Source organism: Moorena sp. SIO4E2 (assembly GCF_010671945.1).
GTDB classification, from domain to species: Bacteria; Cyanobacteriota; Cyanobacteriia; order Cyanobacteriales; family Coleofasciculaceae; genus Moorena; species Moorena producens.
This window is the reverse complement of record NZ_JAAHIE010000108.1, coordinates 1-17835: the sequence shown is the minus strand read 5'-3', so window position 1 is coordinate 17835 and position 17835 is coordinate 1. Positions and strand designations below refer to the sequence as shown.

The 17835-nt window shown below is 44.3% G+C and carries 10 protein-coding genes and 1 tRNA gene; 7 read left to right on the top strand and 4 right to left on the bottom strand.

What is annotated here, in order from left to right:
• Nucleotides 1-120: 120 nt before the first annotated feature.
• A complete protein-coding gene (locus F6K37_RS14110; protein ID WP_287250851.1) occupies nt 121-4404 on the bottom strand; it encodes an nSTAND1 domain-containing NTPase in 4284 nt (1427 codons plus the stop codon).
• Nucleotides 4405-4576: 172 nt separating this feature from the next.
• Here F6K37_RS14110 and F6K37_RS14105 point away from each other — a divergent pair, with 172 nt between their 5' ends.
• Complete coding sequence (locus F6K37_RS14105; RefSeq protein WP_008180653.1) at nt 4577-7123, top strand: glycogen/starch/alpha-glucan phosphorylase; 2547 nt, start codon at nt 4577-4579, stop codon at nt 7121-7123.
• Nucleotides 7124-7583: 460 nt separating this feature from the next.
• Nucleotides 7584-8486, top strand: a complete 903-nt coding sequence (locus tag F6K37_RS14100; protein WP_008180651.1) for a sulfotransferase family protein — start codon at nt 7584-7586, stop codon at nt 8484-8486.
• Between the two features lie 20 nt (nt 8487-8506).
• Here the strand turns inward: F6K37_RS14100 and F6K37_RS14095 are convergent.
• Nucleotides 8507-8578: transfer RNA gene (locus F6K37_RS14095), tRNA-Val, on the bottom strand.
• Between the two features lie 334 nt (nt 8579-8912).
• Here F6K37_RS14095 and F6K37_RS14090 point away from each other — a divergent pair.
• Both F6K37_RS14090 and F6K37_RS14085 read left to right on the top strand, forming a co-directional pair.
• Nucleotides 8913-11522, top strand: a complete 2610-nt coding sequence (locus F6K37_RS14090; RefSeq protein ID WP_008180650.1) for a CHASE2 domain-containing protein — start codon at nt 8913-8915, stop codon at nt 11520-11522.
• A gap of 75 nt (nt 11523-11597) precedes the next feature.
• Nucleotides 11598-12374 carry a DUF928 domain-containing protein gene (locus F6K37_RS14085; protein WP_287250847.1) on the top strand — a complete coding sequence of 259 codons (777 nt, stop codon included), beginning with the start codon at nt 11598-11600 and terminating at the stop codon, nt 12372-12374.
• 287 nt (nt 12375-12661) lie between these two features.
• Here F6K37_RS14085 and F6K37_RS14080 read toward each other — a convergent pair whose 3' ends face one another.
• Together F6K37_RS14080 and F6K37_RS14075 are read right to left on the bottom strand one after the other, a co-directional pair.
• Entirely contained in the window at nt 12662-13081 is a 420-nt protein-coding gene (locus tag F6K37_RS14080) for a helix-turn-helix domain-containing protein (RefSeq protein ID WP_287250844.1), read from the bottom strand.
• Nucleotides 13082-13737: 656 nt separating this feature from the next.
• Complete coding sequence (locus F6K37_RS14075; RefSeq protein WP_071107397.1) at nt 13738-13995, bottom strand: hypothetical protein; 258 nt, start codon at nt 13993-13995, stop codon at nt 13738-13740.
• 205 nt (nt 13996-14200) lie between these two features.
• Here F6K37_RS14075 and F6K37_RS14070 point away from each other — a divergent pair, with 205 nt between their 5' ends.
• The 3 genes from F6K37_RS14070 to F6K37_RS14060 all read left to right on the top strand — a co-directional run.
• Nucleotides 14201-14359 carry a hypothetical protein gene (locus tag F6K37_RS14070; protein WP_287250842.1) on the top strand — a complete coding sequence of 53 codons (159 nt, stop codon included), beginning with the start codon at nt 14201-14203 and terminating at the stop codon, nt 14357-14359.
• Between the two features lie 494 nt (nt 14360-14853).
• Nucleotides 14854-15237 carry an endonuclease domain-containing protein gene (locus tag F6K37_RS14065; protein WP_044493053.1) on the top strand — a complete coding sequence of 128 codons (384 nt, stop codon included), beginning with the start codon at nt 14854-14856 and terminating at the stop codon, nt 15235-15237.
• Between the two features lie 539 nt (nt 15238-15776).
• The coding region (locus F6K37_RS14060; protein ID WP_287250840.1) for an NACHT domain-containing protein at nt 15777-17835 on the top strand (2059 nt) is incomplete at its 3' end.

The window sequence follows — 17835 nt, the reverse complement described above, 5'->3', positions numbered from 1 at the left end:
CTAACAAATTCTTTGGGACTTTGATAGACTTTATGATACTTTATATAACTGTACCCTAACCCCCTATCTCCCGACTCCCGTTCCCCTCCTGGGAGGGGTTAGGGGTGGGTTCCGACTCCCCTACATATCACAAATTTTCCTTAATTCTGTTTCCTCTTCATGAGTGAGTAGGTAATCATCGAGCCATTTACAACTCTGTGCCACTAAATCATCTAGATCGAAATTCCATAAAATTACAGTGTTGTCTGCACTAGCAGAAGCGATGGTCTTGCCATCTGGGCTAAAGGCCACGCTATTGACCCAATCCCTATGTCCGGTGAGGGTGTGCAGTTCTTTGCCTTGGAGATTCCATAGTTTCACCGTCTTGTCCCAACTAGCAGAAGCGATAGTCTTGCCATCTGGGCTAAAGACCACGCTATTGACCCAATCCCTATGTCCGGTGAGGGTGTGCAGTTCTTTGCCTTGGAGATTCCACAGTTTCACGGTGTTGTCCCTACTAGCAGAAGCGATAGTCTGGCCATCATCGCTAAAGACGAGGCTAGTGACAAGTGCGCTATGGCCTTTGAGGGTGTGCAGTTCTTTGCCTTGGTGATTCCACAGTTTCACGGTGTTGTCCCAACTAGCAGAAGCGATAGTCTGGCCGTCTGGGCTAAAGGCCACGCTATAGACAGGTGCGTTATGGCCATTGAGGGTGTGCAGGAGTTTGCCTTCTCGATTCCAGAGTTTCACGGTGTTGTCCCAACTAGCAGTAGCGATAGTTTGGCCATCTCGGCTAAAGGCCACGCTATAGACAGGTGCGCTATGACCTTTGAGGGTGTGCAGGTATTCGCGTTTGAGATTCCACAGTTTCACCGTGTTGTCATCACTAGCAGTAGCGATAGTCTGGCCATCATAGCTAAAGACGACGCTATTCACCCAATCGCTATGTCCGGTGAGGGTGTGCAGGAGTTTGCCTTGTAGATTCCATAGTTTCACCGTCTTGTCCCAACTAGCAGTAGCAATAGTCTGGCCATCTCGGCTAAAGGCGACGCTAGTGACATCTGCGCTATGGCCTTTGAGGGTGTGCAGTTCTTTGCCTTCGAGAGTCCACAGTTTCACGGTGTTGTCATCACTAGCAGAAGCGATAGTCTGGCCATCATAGCTAAAGACGACGCTATTGACAGGTGCGCTATTATGTCCGGTGAGGGTGTGCAGTTCTTTGCCTTGGAGATTCCAGAGTTTCACGGTGTTGTCATCACTAGCAGAAGCGATAGTCTGGCCATCTCGGCTAAAGGTAACGCTAATCACAGGTGCGCTATGTCCGGTGAGGGTGTGGAGGGTTTTGCCTTGGAGATTCCACAGTTTCACGGTGTTGTCCCTACTAGCAGAAGCGATAGTCTGGCCATCTCGGCTAAAGGTAACGCTAATCACAGGTGCGCTATGTCCGGTGAGGGTGTGTATTTCTTTGCCTTCGTAATTCCAAAGTTTCACGGTGTTGTCCCAACTAGCAGAAGCGATAGTCTGGCCATCTCGGCTAAAGGTAACGCTAATCACAGGTGCGCTATGTCCAGTGAGGGTGTACAGTTCTTTGCCTTGGAGATTCCAGAGTTTCACGGTGTTGTCATCACTAGCAGAAGCGATAGTCTGGCCATCTCGGCTAAAGGCCACGCTATAGACATGTGCGCTATTATGTCCGGTGAGGGTGTGCAGTTCTTTGCCTTGGAGATTCCACAGTTTCACGGTGTTGTCCAAACTAGCAGTAGCGATAGTCTGGCCATCTGGACTAAAAGTGAGGCTAGTGACAGGTTCGTTATGTCCACTGAGGGTCTGCAGTTCTTTGCCTTGGAGATTCCACAGTTTCACGGTGTTGTCCCTACTAGCAGTAGCGATAGTCTGGCCATCATAGCTAAAGACGACGCTAGTGACATCTGCGCTATGGCCTTTGAGGGTGTGCAGTTCTTTGCCTTGGAGATTCCAGAGTTTCACGGTTTTGTCACTACTAGCAGAAGCGATAGTTTGGCTGTCTGGGCTAAAGGTCACGCTAGTGACAGTATCAGTATGTTTATCCAGGCTATTATACTGGTTGACTCCATAGAGGGATTGCTGCAACTTAGCGATCGCCTGTATTGTAGTATCACCTTTTACCCTTTTTGCCTTTTGGAGTTTTCCTACTGCCGTTAAACTTTCTTTTAGAGCATCAAAGGGTTGCTTTGAAACAAAAAGAGTTTCTGAAAGTTGACTAAGGGCTTCAATTTCACTTCTGGTTGCCTTTCTCGCCTGTTTAGTTGAAACAACTGTCCCCAATACCAACACACCAATAAACGCTCCCGCTACTAACCGGCGGTTACGGGTCATTTGCTTGTGCTTATGACGGCTTACCTGAATATACTCCTCGGCTAGCCCATTCAACATCCCCAACTTGCCATGCTCGTTCAAATACTCCTGGGCTTCTACTAACTTCCCCCCAAGCAACAGTACACCGGCATCATCACGCTTCTTACCCTTCTGCTGCCATTCTTCTGCCGCCGCTTCCAGCTTGCGTTCCACTACCATCCCTTCTGTGTAACTCTGCTTCCACTCCAGCAACCTTCCCCAGTGGCGAATCAAGGCTTCATGAACTACATCCAAAACCACATCCTGGGAATTTTCTTGATGGCTTCTAGTAATCAAGCGGTTCTCTGAACTGGCTAAGGTCTGGCTAACAGCATCGAGCAGTTCTAAACTGTGGTGAGAATTGACTAACTCCCCCAGGCTTACTCGTCTACGGGTATCGAGAGTATCTCCGACTTGAGTTAATTCCAAGAACAAACGCCTAGCCACACTTTGTTCTTCCGCTGAGAGACTATCAAATACCTGATTGGCTCTCTTTTCGAGAGTTCCCTCAATTCCCCCTAACTGTTGATAGGTTTCTAACCGTAAAAACCTTTCCTGCTGCTGTCTTGACTGTTTCCATAATTCCGTCAGAGTATATTGGAGCAGGGGCAGGCTGCCTGGATAATCTTCCACATCGTTAATCAGTTGCTGTTTTAATCTGCCCTCAATCCCTAATCCTACTAATTCAGCTGGTTTAGCGATCGCTTCTTCAATTTCCTGACGGTTCAAGTGGTCTACATTGATTAATGGTTTATTGATCTTCTCTACTAATTGAGGATACTCTCGCAACCGCCCCCGAAAGTCAGAGCGCATGGCAATTAACACAATTAGATTGTCTTTGTTGTCTAATAATTCACTTAAACTGTTAAAGAATTCCAGCCGTTGGTCAGGTTGACCCATAGTGAAGCACTCTTCAAACTGGTCAATAATCATGACCACCGGTTCAGAAGTCGCTACTAGAGTAAGACTAGAATTGTCTCCCTTGTTGTCTAAAAGCTTTCCCAACTCCTGCACCTCCTGTAACCTTTGCTTTGGTGCAACACCTGGAGTGAAAGGTTCTAGATAATGCCAGCGATCGCTTCCAGCAATTGCCTGACCTAACTTCAGCTGATACAATAAACCCGCCCTGAGTAAGGAAGACTTGCCACTGCCGGAAGCCCCTAACACTACCAGCAGACGGTCTTTAGTTTTAACTCGCTCAATTAACTGCTGGGTCAACTGAGAACGACCGTGAAACACCAGAGCATCCTCTGGTAATGCGGTAAAATAAGACAGAGACCGGTAGGGGCATTTATCCTGAAAGCTCAGTTTCGGAAACTGGGTAGTCAGTAGAATGGCTTGTTTTGAGTTAGCGATTAAAGGACGTTGTCGGGTCCTTGACATCCGCTGCTCAATAAACAAGGCCAAATTATGACTATTTACAATACCATCCGGGTGATTTTCCGGATTCAACCCTGCCAGTAACGCCTTGGTAAATACTCCTTGTTCATGGCTAATCTCTACTCCCGGTTCATAGGAACGAGTGGCAGTAATCAAGCAGTAAGCTTTATCAGTTGGGATAAATGGGAGCAAGCTTAGTAACTCGCCACTGTAGCAACAATCTAACCAAATCACTACCTGTTTGACTGGGCTAGTTGCGATTTGCTGACCTAATTCCCGCAGAGGATAGCCATAAATTCCCACATCAGGAAAGGCATCACTAGTGACTAAGAAAACGTCTTGTTGTCCATCCACCTCTTGTCTACAGCCATGGCCTGAAAAGAAGAATAGGGCGGTTTCTGGGGGTTGGTTGGGAGGTGGAGGATTAAACAGATTAGCGACTGCTTCCCTTAATTCCTCTAATTTTACCAGTCCTGTGCTGGATACTCCCCCTGCTCCTTTTTGGGTCAACCCAAGGGGTAAGTCCTGAATCCGAAACGGTTCATAGCCATACTGCTCTAATCGTTGAGCGACATTTGCCCCATCTAATGCAGCAACAGTCAGGTCGTTAAAGTTGGTGTATTCTGGATAACGGTTAATGCCAACGATTAGGGCTTCCCATTCCGGTGTCATTGGAGCGAGGCTGTGAAATTTTTACTAGGGTAACATAGCCTATGGCAGTTCTCAATTGGGTCAGATACTTACGCCCTTGGGGTTAATGGCAGCAGTCACTGACCATGCTTACTCTCTGGCAAAAGAGAATCCATAATAGAGTGACAAGTTTTTGGTCAGGATGAGCCACACTATGAAGGAACCTACCAACCTCACAGAACAAATCAAGGTTAAGGTAGAAGATGACCGCACAGGTATGTCGGTGGAAACCCTTAAGCGAGCCTTTGCTGACAATCTTTATTATATCCAGGGTAAAAATCAGTTTTTGGCTACACCCTACGATTACTATATGGCTCTGGCTTATACGGTAAGAGACCGGCTACTCCAGCGGTGGATTAAAACCTTAGAAACCTATACTAGAAAAAATACTAAGACTGTATATTACCTGTCAGCAGAATTTTTGATGGGTCGCCAGCTCACTAACAATTTGCTCAATTTGGGAATATATGATCGGCTCAGCCAAGCTCTCCACGAATCTGGGCTGGAGCTAGATGACCTGAAAATGCTGGAAGCTGAGCCTGGTTTAGGAAATGGAGGTTTAGGACGCTTGGCTGCTTGTTTCCTGGACTCCTTGGCAACTTTAGAAATTCCTGCTGTTGGGTATGGGATCCGTTATGAATTCGGCATCTTTGACCAGCGGATCATTGATGGTGCTCAAGTTGAACGTCCTGACAAGTGGCTACGGTTCGGCAACCCTTGGGAAATCAGACGCCCAGAATTAACGGTTGAGGTGAATTTCGGGGGTAAGACAGAATCCTACAAGGATGAGGGAGGTCGCTATCGGGTACGTTGGATTCCCGAGTGGCAGGTTTTGGGTACTCCCTACGATATACCAGTGCCTGGTTACAAGAAAAATACCGTCAATACCCTGCGTTTGTGGCGTGCTGGTGCCAGTGAAGAATTTGATTTTGAGGTGTTCGACAGCGGTGATTATGCTGGCTCTGTGACTGAGAAGATCTATTCCGAGAATATCTCGAAAGTTCTCTATCCCAATGATAACACTTCCCAAGGGAAGCAACTACGGCTGGAGCAGCAGTATTTCTTTGTTAGCTGTTCTCTTCAGGACATTATTAATAATTATCGACGAACTAATCGTAATTTCGACCTGTTCCATGAGAAAATTGCGATTCAGCTGAATGATACTCACCCATCGATTGGGGTGGCGGAGCTGATGCGGTTGTTCTTGGATAAGTACAAATTGAGCTGGAATCGAGCTTGGTATATTACTAAGAACACTTTTGGCTATACTAATCATACTTTGCTAGCAGAGGCTTTGGAACGCTGGCCAGTTAGCCTATTTGAGAGACTCTTACCAAGGCAGTTAGAGATTATCTATGAAATCAACCGTCGCTTCTTGGATCATGTGCGTCTGAAGTATCCAGGTGATAATGACCGGCTCAGACGAATGTCCTTGATTGACGAGGAACCTGAGAAGTCTTTGCGGATGGCTCATTTAGCCTGCGTAGGTAGCCATGCTATTAATGGGGTGGCGGCACTGCACACGGAATTGCTGAAGAAGGATGTGCTGCGAGATTTCTATGAATTGTGGCCAAATAAGTTTATTAATATGACCAATGGGGTCACACCCCGTCGGTGGCTATTGCTGAGTAATCCTCAACTGTCGGAACTGATTACTGAGAAAATTGGAGAGGGTTGGGTTACTGATCTAGACCAGCTCAAACAGTTAGAGCAGTTTGTTAATGATGCTGAGTTTTGCGTACGCTGGCGCAAGATTAAACAGCTGCACAAGAAAAACCTGGCAGATTATATTCTGCTGCACAACAATATTAAGGTTGATCCTAATTCCCTGTTTGATGTCCAAGTCAAGCGGATTCACGAGTACAAGCGTCAGTTGTTGAATGTACTCCATATCATTACTCTCTACAACCAGATCAAGGAGAATCCCTCGATCGATATCTTGCCCCGAACCTTTATTTTCGCTGGCAAAGCAGCACCGGGTTACTACTTGGCTAAACTGGTGATTAAGTTGATCAACTCGGTAGCAGAGGTGATCAATGATGACCCTGATGTAAGCGATCGCATAAAGGTAGTTTTCTTAGAAGGCTTCTCGGTTTCCCTCGGAGAGCAGGTTTACCCAGCAGCGGACCTTTCAGAGCAAATCTCCACTGCTGGCAAGGAAGCCTCTGGGACTGGCAATATGAAATTTGCCATGAATGGAGCGTTAACGATTGGTACCTTGGATGGTGCTAATATTGAAATCCGAGAAGAAGCAGGAGCAGACAACTTTTTCCTGTTTGGTCTAACTACTGAGGAAGTATACGCTCTCAAGGCTGGGGGATATAACCCACAAGAATACTATAACAACAATAAACAGCTCAAGCAGGTAATCGATCAGATTGGCTCTAGGTACTTCTATCCCCGTAATCCCGACCTGTTTAAGCCACTTGTGGATTCCCTACTGTACGGCGATGAGTACCTGCTTTTGGCAGACTACCAGTCCTATGTGAATACCCAGAAGCAAGTAAGCCAAGCCTATCGGGATCAGAATCACTGGACTCGGATGTCGATTATTAATGCGGCGAATATGGGCAAATTCTCTTCAGACCGCACGATTCGGGAGTATTGTCAGGAAATCTGGAATGTTGAGCCGATTTCAGTTGACCTAGACGAGTACGACCAGAACTCTGCTGGGTTGAAGCGAGTAAATAATTTACATTAACCTCAACAGTAACTATAGCAGTTCCCTTAATCAGGGAGTCGGGAGTCGGGAAGTGTGGCAAGTGTGGCAAGTGTGGCAAGTGTGGGGAGATGGGGAGATGGGAAGATGGTAAAGATTTTTATAGGGTTTCCTATACTTACGAGGTACATTCAATTTTATTACCCCTACTCCCTGTTTCCTTTGCTATAGTACTTTCTTGATAGTATAGCAGTCGCCAGGGCAGTTAGGACATGACAAAAGTCTCACACCCTTTGTAAGCGCAAGAGTTTGACTTCTGACAAATGACTTCTGACTTTTGACTTCTGCTATAGTTTCTTGATCACGTTTGGTGATATCCACTTTCAACGTGGGTATTATCTTAGTAGGAACTTATAGCAGTTTTCATAGTAATGAGGTACACAGGATTTTTTGCCTATTCCCTATTCCCTATTCCCTATTCCCTATTCTCCCCAGAAATAAAATGAAATTACCGACTTTTTTAATTATAGGTGTGCAGAAGGCAGGAACAACTTCTATTTATAACTACTTAACCCAACACCCTCAAGTTTATATGAGTCCGGTTAAGGAAACCAATTTTTTGGAGAAAGATTGGGAAACGTTACCTCCAGACATCATAACTCCTAACAAAAATCGAATTGATACCTTTGAAAAATATTGTCAACTTTTCCAAGACGTTAAGGATGAAATAGCGATTGGGGAAGCATCCCCTAATTATTTGTTTCATTATCAATCATCTTGTGAGCTAATATCGCGTTATTTGCCCGATGTTAAACTGATTGCTATTCTCCGAAATCCCATAGACCGAGCTTATTCGGATTATTTAATGCATGTTCGGGAAGCGACGGATGTAGCGGGTAAGGTTCAGCCTTTAGCGGAACAGCTTAAGTTTCGCTCTCAGGGGTCGTTTACCCTAAAAAAAGGACTCTACTCCTCTCAATTGAGTCATTTTTTTGAAACGTTTAATCGAGATAAAATAAAAGTTTATCTGTACGATGATTTATGTAAAAATCCCGTGGCTTTGATCCAGGATATGTATCGGTTCATTGGAGTAGATGAAACGTTTATCCCGGATGTATCGAAAAAAGCGCAAGTGGCTCAAGTTCCTAAACTAAAATTGGTTAATGATCTGTTGCGGAAACAAAATCCCTTCAGAACTATGATAGCTTCTGGACTAAAGTTCATCCTGCCAGTGGAGGTGAGGCAAACTGTTCGTTCAGCGCTAATCAACATGAACTCAACTGATAAGAAAAAAGCTGCTCTTTCTAAAGAGGAACGGCAACAGTTGCTGGAATTTTATCGTGATGATATCCTCAAACTCCAAGATTTGATTCAACGAGACCTTTCGTTTTGGTTAACTATTTGATTGCCTACACCAAGATAGAATGGGCGATACTGGGTTCGAACCAGTGACCTCTTCCGTGTGAAGGAAGCGCGCTACCACTGTGCTAATCGCCCATAGTTTTCTAGTCACTAGCTTTACAGTATACCACAAATTACGGTCACGTGACAAGTGGAGTTTGCCTGAAAAGCTGATTTTTATGATATCCCTTGATGCTGAATCAGTGAACTGTGGATCAAGCTAGATATCAAGCTAGATATAAAATCTTAAAACTACACTATAGCATTTTAATACCACCAATTGAAGAGTTGACAAACACAATCGAGTAATGTTATCTTATCGCAAGAGTTTTAATGGTTAGACCCCCATAAACATTCAACTCCAAGCAACCATTAAAATTTCAGACCTTAGTTAACCCTGACGGATGTAGCCCTGACAAACTATTTAAAGATGAGTCAGTTAGTAGTCTTAAAACTGGGAAATGGTAATTGTCAGGAAGGTTTTCCTACTGTTATAGCTCAACTTTGGGAAAGGGATCATCGTACTCTGATGCAGTTTACTGGAGGTTTGCCTGCTGCACCAGAACTGCCTAAACTCTACAAACGCTGGCAATTAATGTATGCAGCACTCTACGGAGGCTTCAGGTGCGATCGCCGTCTGGAAATTCATAACGTTAGTATCACTAATGTTTCAGAAGCTGAGTTTAGGAATCTGTCTCAACAGTTAGAAGAGCAAATTAATACCTGGCTCAATGCTGAAGAATTTCGCAACATTGAACGGCGAGTGCGAACTAAACTAATTCCGTCTGAGGAAATTAGCGTGATTATCGAGGCGGAAGATGACCAAGTGCGACGATTTCCTTGGCATTTGTGGCGTTTATTTGAAGATTACCCCCTGACAGAAGTGGCGTTGAGTAGCCAAGAGTATGAGCCAGTCACGACGCCAGATCGAGAGTCAACGGGTCAAGTTAGGGTATTAGGAATTTTAGGAAATAGTGAAGGGATTGAGGTTGAAAAAGACCGGGCTTTACTTGAGCAGTTACCGGAGGCGGAAACGGTTTTTCTGGTGCAGCCACAACGCCAAGAGCTTAACCACCAGCTTTGGGATAAACAGGGATGGGATATCCTGTTTTTTGCAGGACATAGCAAGAGTGCGGCGGATGCTAAAACTGGTTACATAAGTATTAATCAAACTGATAGGTTAACGATTTCCCAGTTAAAGCATGGTCTGGGAGCAGCTATTACCCGTGGTTTGAGACTGGCAATTTTCAATTCTTGCGATGGCTTGGGATTAGCACGGGAATTGGCTGATTTACATATTCCTCAGTTGATTGTGATGCGGGAGCCGGTACCAGATCCAGTGGCACAGGAGTTTTTGAAGTACTTTTTAACCGCATTTGCTGGTGGAAAATCCTTATATTTGGCAGTGCGGGAAGCTAGGGAACGGTTGCAAGGCTGGGAAGATAACTATCCTGGTGCTAGCTGGTTACCAGTGATTTGCCAAAATCCAGCTGTTGTTGCGCCGACTTGGCAACAGTTGCGCGATCGCAATCAATTGGCTTCTGTTTCAGGTAGCTCTAGTCAGGCTCATGGGTCACAAACCTCTTCAGAGGTTCAAAAGATGATGCGATCGGCTGTAGTAGAGGGTGAAGGTTCATTACCCAGTACCTCCCTTACTCCTTCAGACCAAAAGACTAAGACCTTTTTGCGATCGCATAACAGATCCTACAGACCTTGGCATTTTTGTCTGATTCGGTCACTATGGTGCGATCGCGTTTTGTTACTCAAGGCTAGTGTATTCGCCATGGCTTTGGTGATGGGATTGCGGTGGTTGGGACTATTGGAAGGGCTTGAACTAAAAGCTTTTGACCAACTGATGGGACAACGACCCTATGAAATGGGGGACGAACGTCTGTTGATTGTTAAGGCTACTCCAGAGGATATTAAAAATCAGGAACAGCAACCCAAGCATAGGGCATCGTTATCAGACCATACTCTTACTCGGCTATTTGAGAAACTCCAGGAGTATGAACCAGTAACGATTGGCTTAGATATCTATCGTGATTTTCCGGTGGATCCAGCTTACCCTAAACTAGCAACTTACCTGGGACAAAAGAATTTATTTGGTATCTGTAAAGTTAAAGATGCTAAGGCTGGGGACACCGAAGGGATTTCTCCACCCCTGGAAATTCGGCCAGATCGGATTGGTTTTAGTGATGCTTTACCTGACCAGGGGGGAATCCTCCGTCGCCATCTGTTATCTCTGAACTCACCAGACCTGACTGATAAGTGTACTGCTAAGAATAACCTTAGCTTGTTACTAGCCCTATACTATCTACATGCTAAGGGTATCCCATGGGGCTACACATCAAATCAGCAATTATGGATTGATCGGCCACATTTGGGTAACGGTAAAACTGTTGTGCTGAAGGAATTAAATTCCTATACCGGTGGCTACCACAGAGTGGATGCAGCAGGTAGACAAATCTTGCTAAATTACCGTTCCCGTCGTTCTGTTGAAGATATTGCACCAACAGTCGATGTTGGCGATATTCTCAATGATAAGATTCCGCCCCAGCGCAGGTCCCAACTGAAGGGTCGGATTATTCTTGTTGGTATAGCCGGTCCAATTAATACCAGTAGTGATTACTGGCTCACCCCTTACAGTGCCAGTCAGCGCCTGAGCCAGAAGCGAACACCAGGAGTGGTGATTCAAGGACATATGGTAAGTCAAATCCTGAGTGCGGTTCTGGATAATCGACCCTTGTTGTGGGTTTGGTCAGAATCAACAGAAGTGCTGTGGATTTGGGGTTGGTCTGTGGTAGGAAGTGTAATTGGTTTAGTAATGGGATTCCGCTCAGGCCAGGCTAGGGGTATGCATTGCCTAAGTGGCTTGGTAATCCCGACGGGAGTGGCACTTGGTGCTTTGTATGGCATTTGTTATCTGTTGATTTTGCAAGGGGGTTGGATACCGCTGGTGCCTTCAGCAATGGTATTGGTGCTTACTTCGGTGGGTATGGTTTTGGTAGTACGTTATACAGCATGTTCCAATCAGATGTGAAACTAGGATTGATGCAAAAAGGGAACTTCTCAGACCCAGTCAGCATCTTCCTTGGCAAAAGCATCGGAGTTGACAATGGTTAAAATTAAACTGCTTTATGGGATTGCGTTTGCTCTGGCGACTCTCACCAGCTACCCAGCACAAGCGCAATTGATGGAATCCACTGGCAATAGGGCTGAATCTATAGCAGTAGAGTTTAAACAGCCAGATTATTCAGGTGATGCGCCGAGCGGACGTAGGCGAGGTACAGGTAATCGTGGATATTGTCCTATGGCTGTTTCTGAAACGGGAGGAAACCTTACGATGACACCTGTGATCGATAAAGATAGTAGGGGATTGACAGTTAATGAGTCTCCGACTATCTGGGTTAATGTTTCCTATCAATCTGAAAGTTTTGAGAGGGGGCTTTCTGGGGAATTTTCCTTGCAGGATTCAAAAACTAACACCAAGCTTGCTCCAAAATATTTACCTGTTACTTTGCCAAGTCGGTCTGGTGTGTTTAGCATACCTCTTCCCTACTCCTTAGAGGTTGGTAAGTGGTATCGCTGGCATTTGATCCTTGATTGTAATTCTCCAGATTCGTTTTACGATGACTCGGTTTTGTTTATTAGAGGACTCTTGAAACGGGTTGAATTGCCAAAGTTTAAGTATGAGTTAGATACAAAAAACTCACAGCAGAAGCTAATGACAGTTTATGCTGAAAATGGCATTTGGTATGATGCCTTGAATCAAGCAGCTAAACTTCGTTGTAGTAATCCACAAAATGCTACGTTTGCTGAGGCTTGGTCCCGATTGTTGAAAGCGGTTGAATTGGAAGAAATTGCGCAGGAAAGTTTGATCTGTCGGGAATAGTTTAGTTTAACTACAAGGGAGCAGGGACTTCGGAGCAGGGAACAGGGAACAGGGAACAGGGAACAGGGGAGAGGGTTTGATGGTTTTTTTATGTAAGCATTTAGCTAATGCGCTATGCGCACGCTTCGCGAACAGCTAATGCGCTACGCGCACGCTTCGCGAACAGCTATCAGCTATAAGTCATCAGCTATAAGTCATCAGCTATAAGTCATCAGCAAAAGGCTGACGGCTGACGGCTGACGGCTGAATGCTCAATTCCTACTTATCTAATTTAAATCCACAACAGCTTAGGCGATCACTTTAAAGTCAGAAATCGTCTCAATCCATACCCGTGCTCCACACTTTAGGGGATCATCTGGGCGATACATGACCCGACAGGGGCCATTGACTTCTACGGTATGACCGTAAGTGTTTTTAGATCCGCGTTTTACCGTAATCACGGGATTGCGTTCGCCGGTGTTGTGATTTTGGCGAATCACTTTTTGATTAACGTGGATAACAGCTTTAGTGTAATTTGTGCGCTTTGACCAATTCCGCTTTGGTCCGCGAGTACCAGGGGTGATTACTGGCATGCCATCAAATAAGGGAATTACCCAAGTTCTACCGACCTTATAAGCTCCTTTGACTCTGCCCTTGCTCAACAGGAAACGGACGCGAGTGGCAGAGATACCTAGTAATTCAGCGGCTTGTGCGGTAGAAATCATCATGGCGGTAAAACCATTGCTTTAACGATATTGTTATATTAACACAATTTTGGAGAAGATGCAAGGGGTAGGTGGGAAGGGTGGGGAGTGTGGGAAGGGTGGGGAGTGTGGGGAGTGTGGGGAGTGTGGGGAGTGGGGTTAAAAAAAACTATTGCATTAGCGCCAGAGGTGATGTGGGAGGTGTAGGTGGTAAATATGGGAGGCGTGGGGAGTGTGGGGAGTGTGGGAGGCGTGGGAGGTGTGCGCAGTAGGGTCAAAAAACTATTGCATCCGCACTAGGTGTGATTTGGGTGGTGTAGATGGTTCAAAAAAACTATTGCACTGTCGCAAGTTAGTCTTGAGTCTTGATTAGTGCTGTTAAGTTTTCTAGTAAGTGTGAAGTACATCTAAATTTCTTCCCTACTCCCTGTTCCCTGTTCCCTGTTCCCTGTTCCCTCAATAAAAAAAATTCGGTCAAGTTCTGGTTAATTCCAATGCTTGACCGAATTATTTTTTGTAATTGTCAAAAACCCTAGGGTCCTTGACTATGTGTTCACCAATTCATCAGGAAATTATCCCAATCAACAACATACTAACTTATGGTTCAGACTTCAGACTTCGTACTTTATCCTCAGTTTTGACCTGTCGCCAGGGATTGGCATCCCTGGCAACTTGCTATCTTAATCTACCAACAGATGCCGAATCAATATACTGATCACCTCACCAGGATTTCCGGTAGGTTGAGGAGTGCTCCACTCATGAACTTGGGCGTAGCCACGGCTATAAAGATTATAGATTGTGACCCGGACGGTTTTGGGAGAACCGATCAATATATGTTTGATTTGCTCCCGTCCTGGCTGAGGTTGGCCAAATAATTCCGGGAGATTAGGATTGTTGGGATTATACTCAAAATTTGGAAGAAAGTTTTCGATATCCATAATGTTTTTTTTGCTGTTGTATTGATGACATTTTTATGGTAATAAATAATTATTTATTTTGTCAAGTAATTTTTAATTTTTTTTTGCGTTAGGGGGTATATAAAAAAAATATATTAGTATTTTTGATTTTTTTGATAGTAATTTTCTATGCCATGATGTACAAAATGATCCCCCTAAATCCCCCTTAATAAGGGGGACTTTGAGGTTGAAAAGTGTACCTGATAAATCCTATAAATGCTATAGCAAAGAGCGATTGCGTAGCATGACTTACGGTCAATCACTTTTAGCGGAAGCTGAGGCCTTTGGCCACGCTACGCGTTCGCGTAGCGTCGGCTTTGCCGAAACGCTTCATCGCGTAGCATAGCCTACGGTAAATCCCTTAGCGGATAAGAGCATTACATTTAATTTTAAAGGTTAATTTTGCGATAGTATTTAAGTTTAGATCGTAATCTTGGGATAGTATTTAAATTGATAAGATATTTATGGGTTCCCGTAGCGGCTCCTAGATACCATCTCTTTCTATGCCATTTATTTGCTCGATCCCTCCCAGCCCCCCGTGATCAAAGGGGGGAGTCCGGAAATCTATAAATTGCATTTAATTCCAAAGATTAATCTTGGGATAGTATTTAAGTTGAGCCGGTCATGATTGGATAGTATTTAAATTGATAGGATATTTATGGGTTCCCGTAGCGGCTCCTAGATACCATCCCTTTCTATCCCATTTACTCGCTTGATCCCCCCCAGCCCCCCGTGATCATTGGGGGGAGTCCGGAAATGTATCTTAAAAGTCCCCCTTATTAAGGGGGATTTAGGGGGATCCAAACCCACGGCAAAAACCACAAGTTCAATTCTTGTAAAATGTGCGATCGCCAACAAAGACAATTTCATCTACCTTATAACTCCAATTTAGTAAGCAGAGCTAGAGAATTAAGGAAAACTATGACACCAGCCGAGAAAAAGCTGTGGTCTGACTATTTGAAAATTTTTAAATTTAGAGTCTTGCGACAAAGACCGATAGGTAATTTTATTTTTGACTTTTATTGCGCTGCTTTAAAATTAGTTATTGAAGTTGATGGAGAGTCTCATTATACAGAAGCTGGCCAAGCTTATGATAAAGAAAGAAGTCAGATTATTGAAGGTTATGGATTAAAAGTAATTCGATTTACCAATGATGAAGTATTGCATAATTTTGAAGCAGTGTGCTATCGGATAAGCAGTGAGCTTCCCTCTAACACAACTTAGAGCTGTTTCAAAATTTAATAATTTAACGATTTTATCGAATTTTTTTAGGGATTAGGAATGAGGGTAATGGTCTTAGTTGGAGGAGTGGGTTTGCTTAGCGGCTCCTACATACCATCCCTTTCTATTGCATTTACTCGCTCGATCCCCCCCAGCCCCCCCCGTGATCATTGGGGGGAGTCCGGAAATCTATCTCAAAAGCCTGATTATTGTAAGAAGTCCGGAAATTTATCTGAAAAGTCCCCCTTATTAAGGGGGATTTAGGGGGATCAAAACCCACGCAAAAAACCCTACTCCCTAAATTGCTATAATTAATATAGCGGTTTTCAATTTGGTGAGGTACAGATTTCCTGGTTTTAGGGAACAGGGAAAAAATTCTGTGTACCTCATTAGGATAAAAACCTCTATATAGCAACTCTCTATGCCATGAGGTACAAAGAGATCCCCCTAAATCCCCCTTATCAAGGGGGACTTTGAGGTTGAGAAGCGTACCTCATAAATCATAGAAACGCTATAGCATCGAACATAATTACCTATAAATTATGGAACCATTCTCCTTTTTGGCTAGTTTAGAACTATCGAAAATCGCGTCACCGTTGTTAGGTACTGTTGCGGGAGAAGCAGGTAAGCGTATAGTTAAAGCTCTGACGAAAAGCGATGTAGAGAAGGCAATCAAAGCGGGAGAAGACGCAGTTAAGGAATGGGAAAAACAACTGGAACCGAGCCAACTGTTATTTTTTCACGCTCCACCGGATGGATTGCATGGAGTTAAAAGTTTTTTGCAGGGCTATTTTACTAACTCGGCGGTTTTGGAACAATTACATAAACCGTTAATTAATCAAGGGAAGCCAGACCGGGATATTTTAATCAGGGTATTTCAACAAGAAGCAGAAACGAATAATATTAAACTAAATCAAGATAGTCTCAAACCTTGGATAGAGAGATTTGTTAATGCTTATTTTCAGCATACGGTTACTTATCTAAAATTTCAGGTAGCTAAACAGGATTATTGTGAGCAGTTAGCTAACTGGTTTGATGATGTCAAGTTTGCTGGCATTGCTGTGCCTGGGCAAGAGGTAGAGAAATCGGAGAAGTTAGCGCAAATTTTTGTAATGCCCGATGTGGTGGAAGAGGTATCAACTGCTGGCGGTTGGGAGCGGGAGTTGTTAGCAGCAGAAAGTGGGGAAAAGCCGGAAAGGGCGTTGTTGGAAAAGACGACTGGACGGAAATTTTTGGCTCAGCAGCTATTGAGCCAAAGTCAGTCGAGACGAGTGGTGATATTGGGTGCGCCTGGTTCGGGAAAAACCACCTTGATGAGTTATTTTGCAGTAATGTTGGCTGAGAGCAAGGCTGAGGTTTTGGGATTAGATGGTGATACGGACTGGCTACCGATTTTAATTAGGATGCGAGATTTTGGGATAAATCTCGATAAAAACCTGATCGACTATGCTCGTGGGTTTGCGGAAAACACGATGTCAGTGCAACGGTTACCAGTGGGATTTTTTGAGCATTGGTTGTCTGATGGTAGGGCGTTGATATTGCTGGATGGTTTGGATGAAGTAGCAGAAGAAGCTAAACGCAATGATGTTGTCAGGCGCATCGAGAATTTTTTGGGACAGTTTGACAGAAATCGCGCTATTATTACATCTCGCCCTGCTGGTTATCGTAGGGACTTTTTCCGGACGGAGGACTTTCCCCACTATCAAATTGAACCGTTTGATGATAGCAAGATTTCCGCGTTTATTGATAACTGGTATAACAGTCGCTTTCAAGACCAAGCAGAAGCTGAAAGGCGCAAGGAGAGTTTACGAAAAGCGCTGGATGATAATGACCGGATTAAGCTATTGGCACGGAATCCGTTATTGTTGACAATTATTGCATTGATTCATCGGTATCAAGCGGTATTGCCCAAGGAACGCTATAAGCTTTATGACAAAGCAGTGGAAACCTTGTTAACCTCTTGGGATGCTAATAAGGAATTAAGTAGTGATAAGTGGTTGAGCTATTTGAGTTTGGATGATTTACGCCGATTGATGGAATGGTTGGCGTATTGGATTCATACTCAGGGAAATGCTGAAGATAAGGATAGTGGCACGCTAATCGATCAAGATGATTTGATTAAGCAATTGGCTGAACAGATTAAAACCTTGAAGCAGGTGGATTTGTATAAAGCCAAGCAAGAGGCGAAACGGTTTGTGGAGTTGATTCGGAAGCGCACGGGTTTGTTGAATGAGCAAGGGCAAGATTGTTATGGTTTTGTCCATAAGACCTTTCAAGAATATTTGTGTGCTCAGGAGATTAACTATCAAGCAGAGAATGAGTATGATTTCGATATTGTTTTGAATCCGATTCGGGAGCATTTACATGACTCCCATTGGCGCGAAGTTTTACTATTGCTGATAGCACAACAAAAACCGAAAAATGCCGCGAAGGCGATTAAGGCAGTTTTGACTAATAAGAGTAACTATGAGCAGTGGTTACATCGGGATTTGTTGTTTGCTGGTAATTGTTTGGGAGAAGACCCGAAAAATTTACGAAGTACTGATAGTGAGTTAGTTCAAGATATTTTGGAGCGGTTGGTTGAGTTGGAGGTGAGTAGTG

Bases quoted from the DNA above. Each gene is read 5' to 3' on its own strand.
- F6K37_RS14075 (WP_071107397.1), bottom strand. From the start codon at position 13,995: ATGGATATCGAAAACTTTCTTCCAAATTTTGAGTATAATCCCAACAAT.
- F6K37_RS14110 (WP_287250851.1), bottom strand. From the start codon at position 4,404: ATGACACCGGAATGGGAAGCCCTAATCGTTGGCATTAACCGTTATCCA.
- F6K37_RS14090 (WP_008180650.1), top strand. From the start codon at position 8,913: ATGAGTCAGTTAGTAGTCTTAAAACTGGGAAATGGTAATTGTCAGGAA.
- F6K37_RS14080 (WP_287250844.1), bottom strand. From the start codon at position 13,081: ATGATGATTTCTACCGCACAAGCCGCTGAATTACTAGGTATCTCTGCC.
- F6K37_RS14065 (WP_044493053.1), top strand. From the start codon at position 14,854: ATGTGCGATCGCCAACAAAGACAATTTCATCTACCTTATAACTCCAAT.
- F6K37_RS14100 (WP_008180651.1), top strand. From the start codon at position 7,584: ATGAAATTACCGACTTTTTTAATTATAGGTGTGCAGAAGGCAGGAACA.
- F6K37_RS14085 (WP_287250847.1), top strand. From the start codon at position 11,598: ATGGTTAAAATTAAACTGCTTTATGGGATTGCGTTTGCTCTGGCGACT.
- F6K37_RS14105 (WP_008180653.1), top strand. From the start codon at position 4,577: ATGAAGGAACCTACCAACCTCACAGAACAAATCAAGGTTAAGGTAGAA.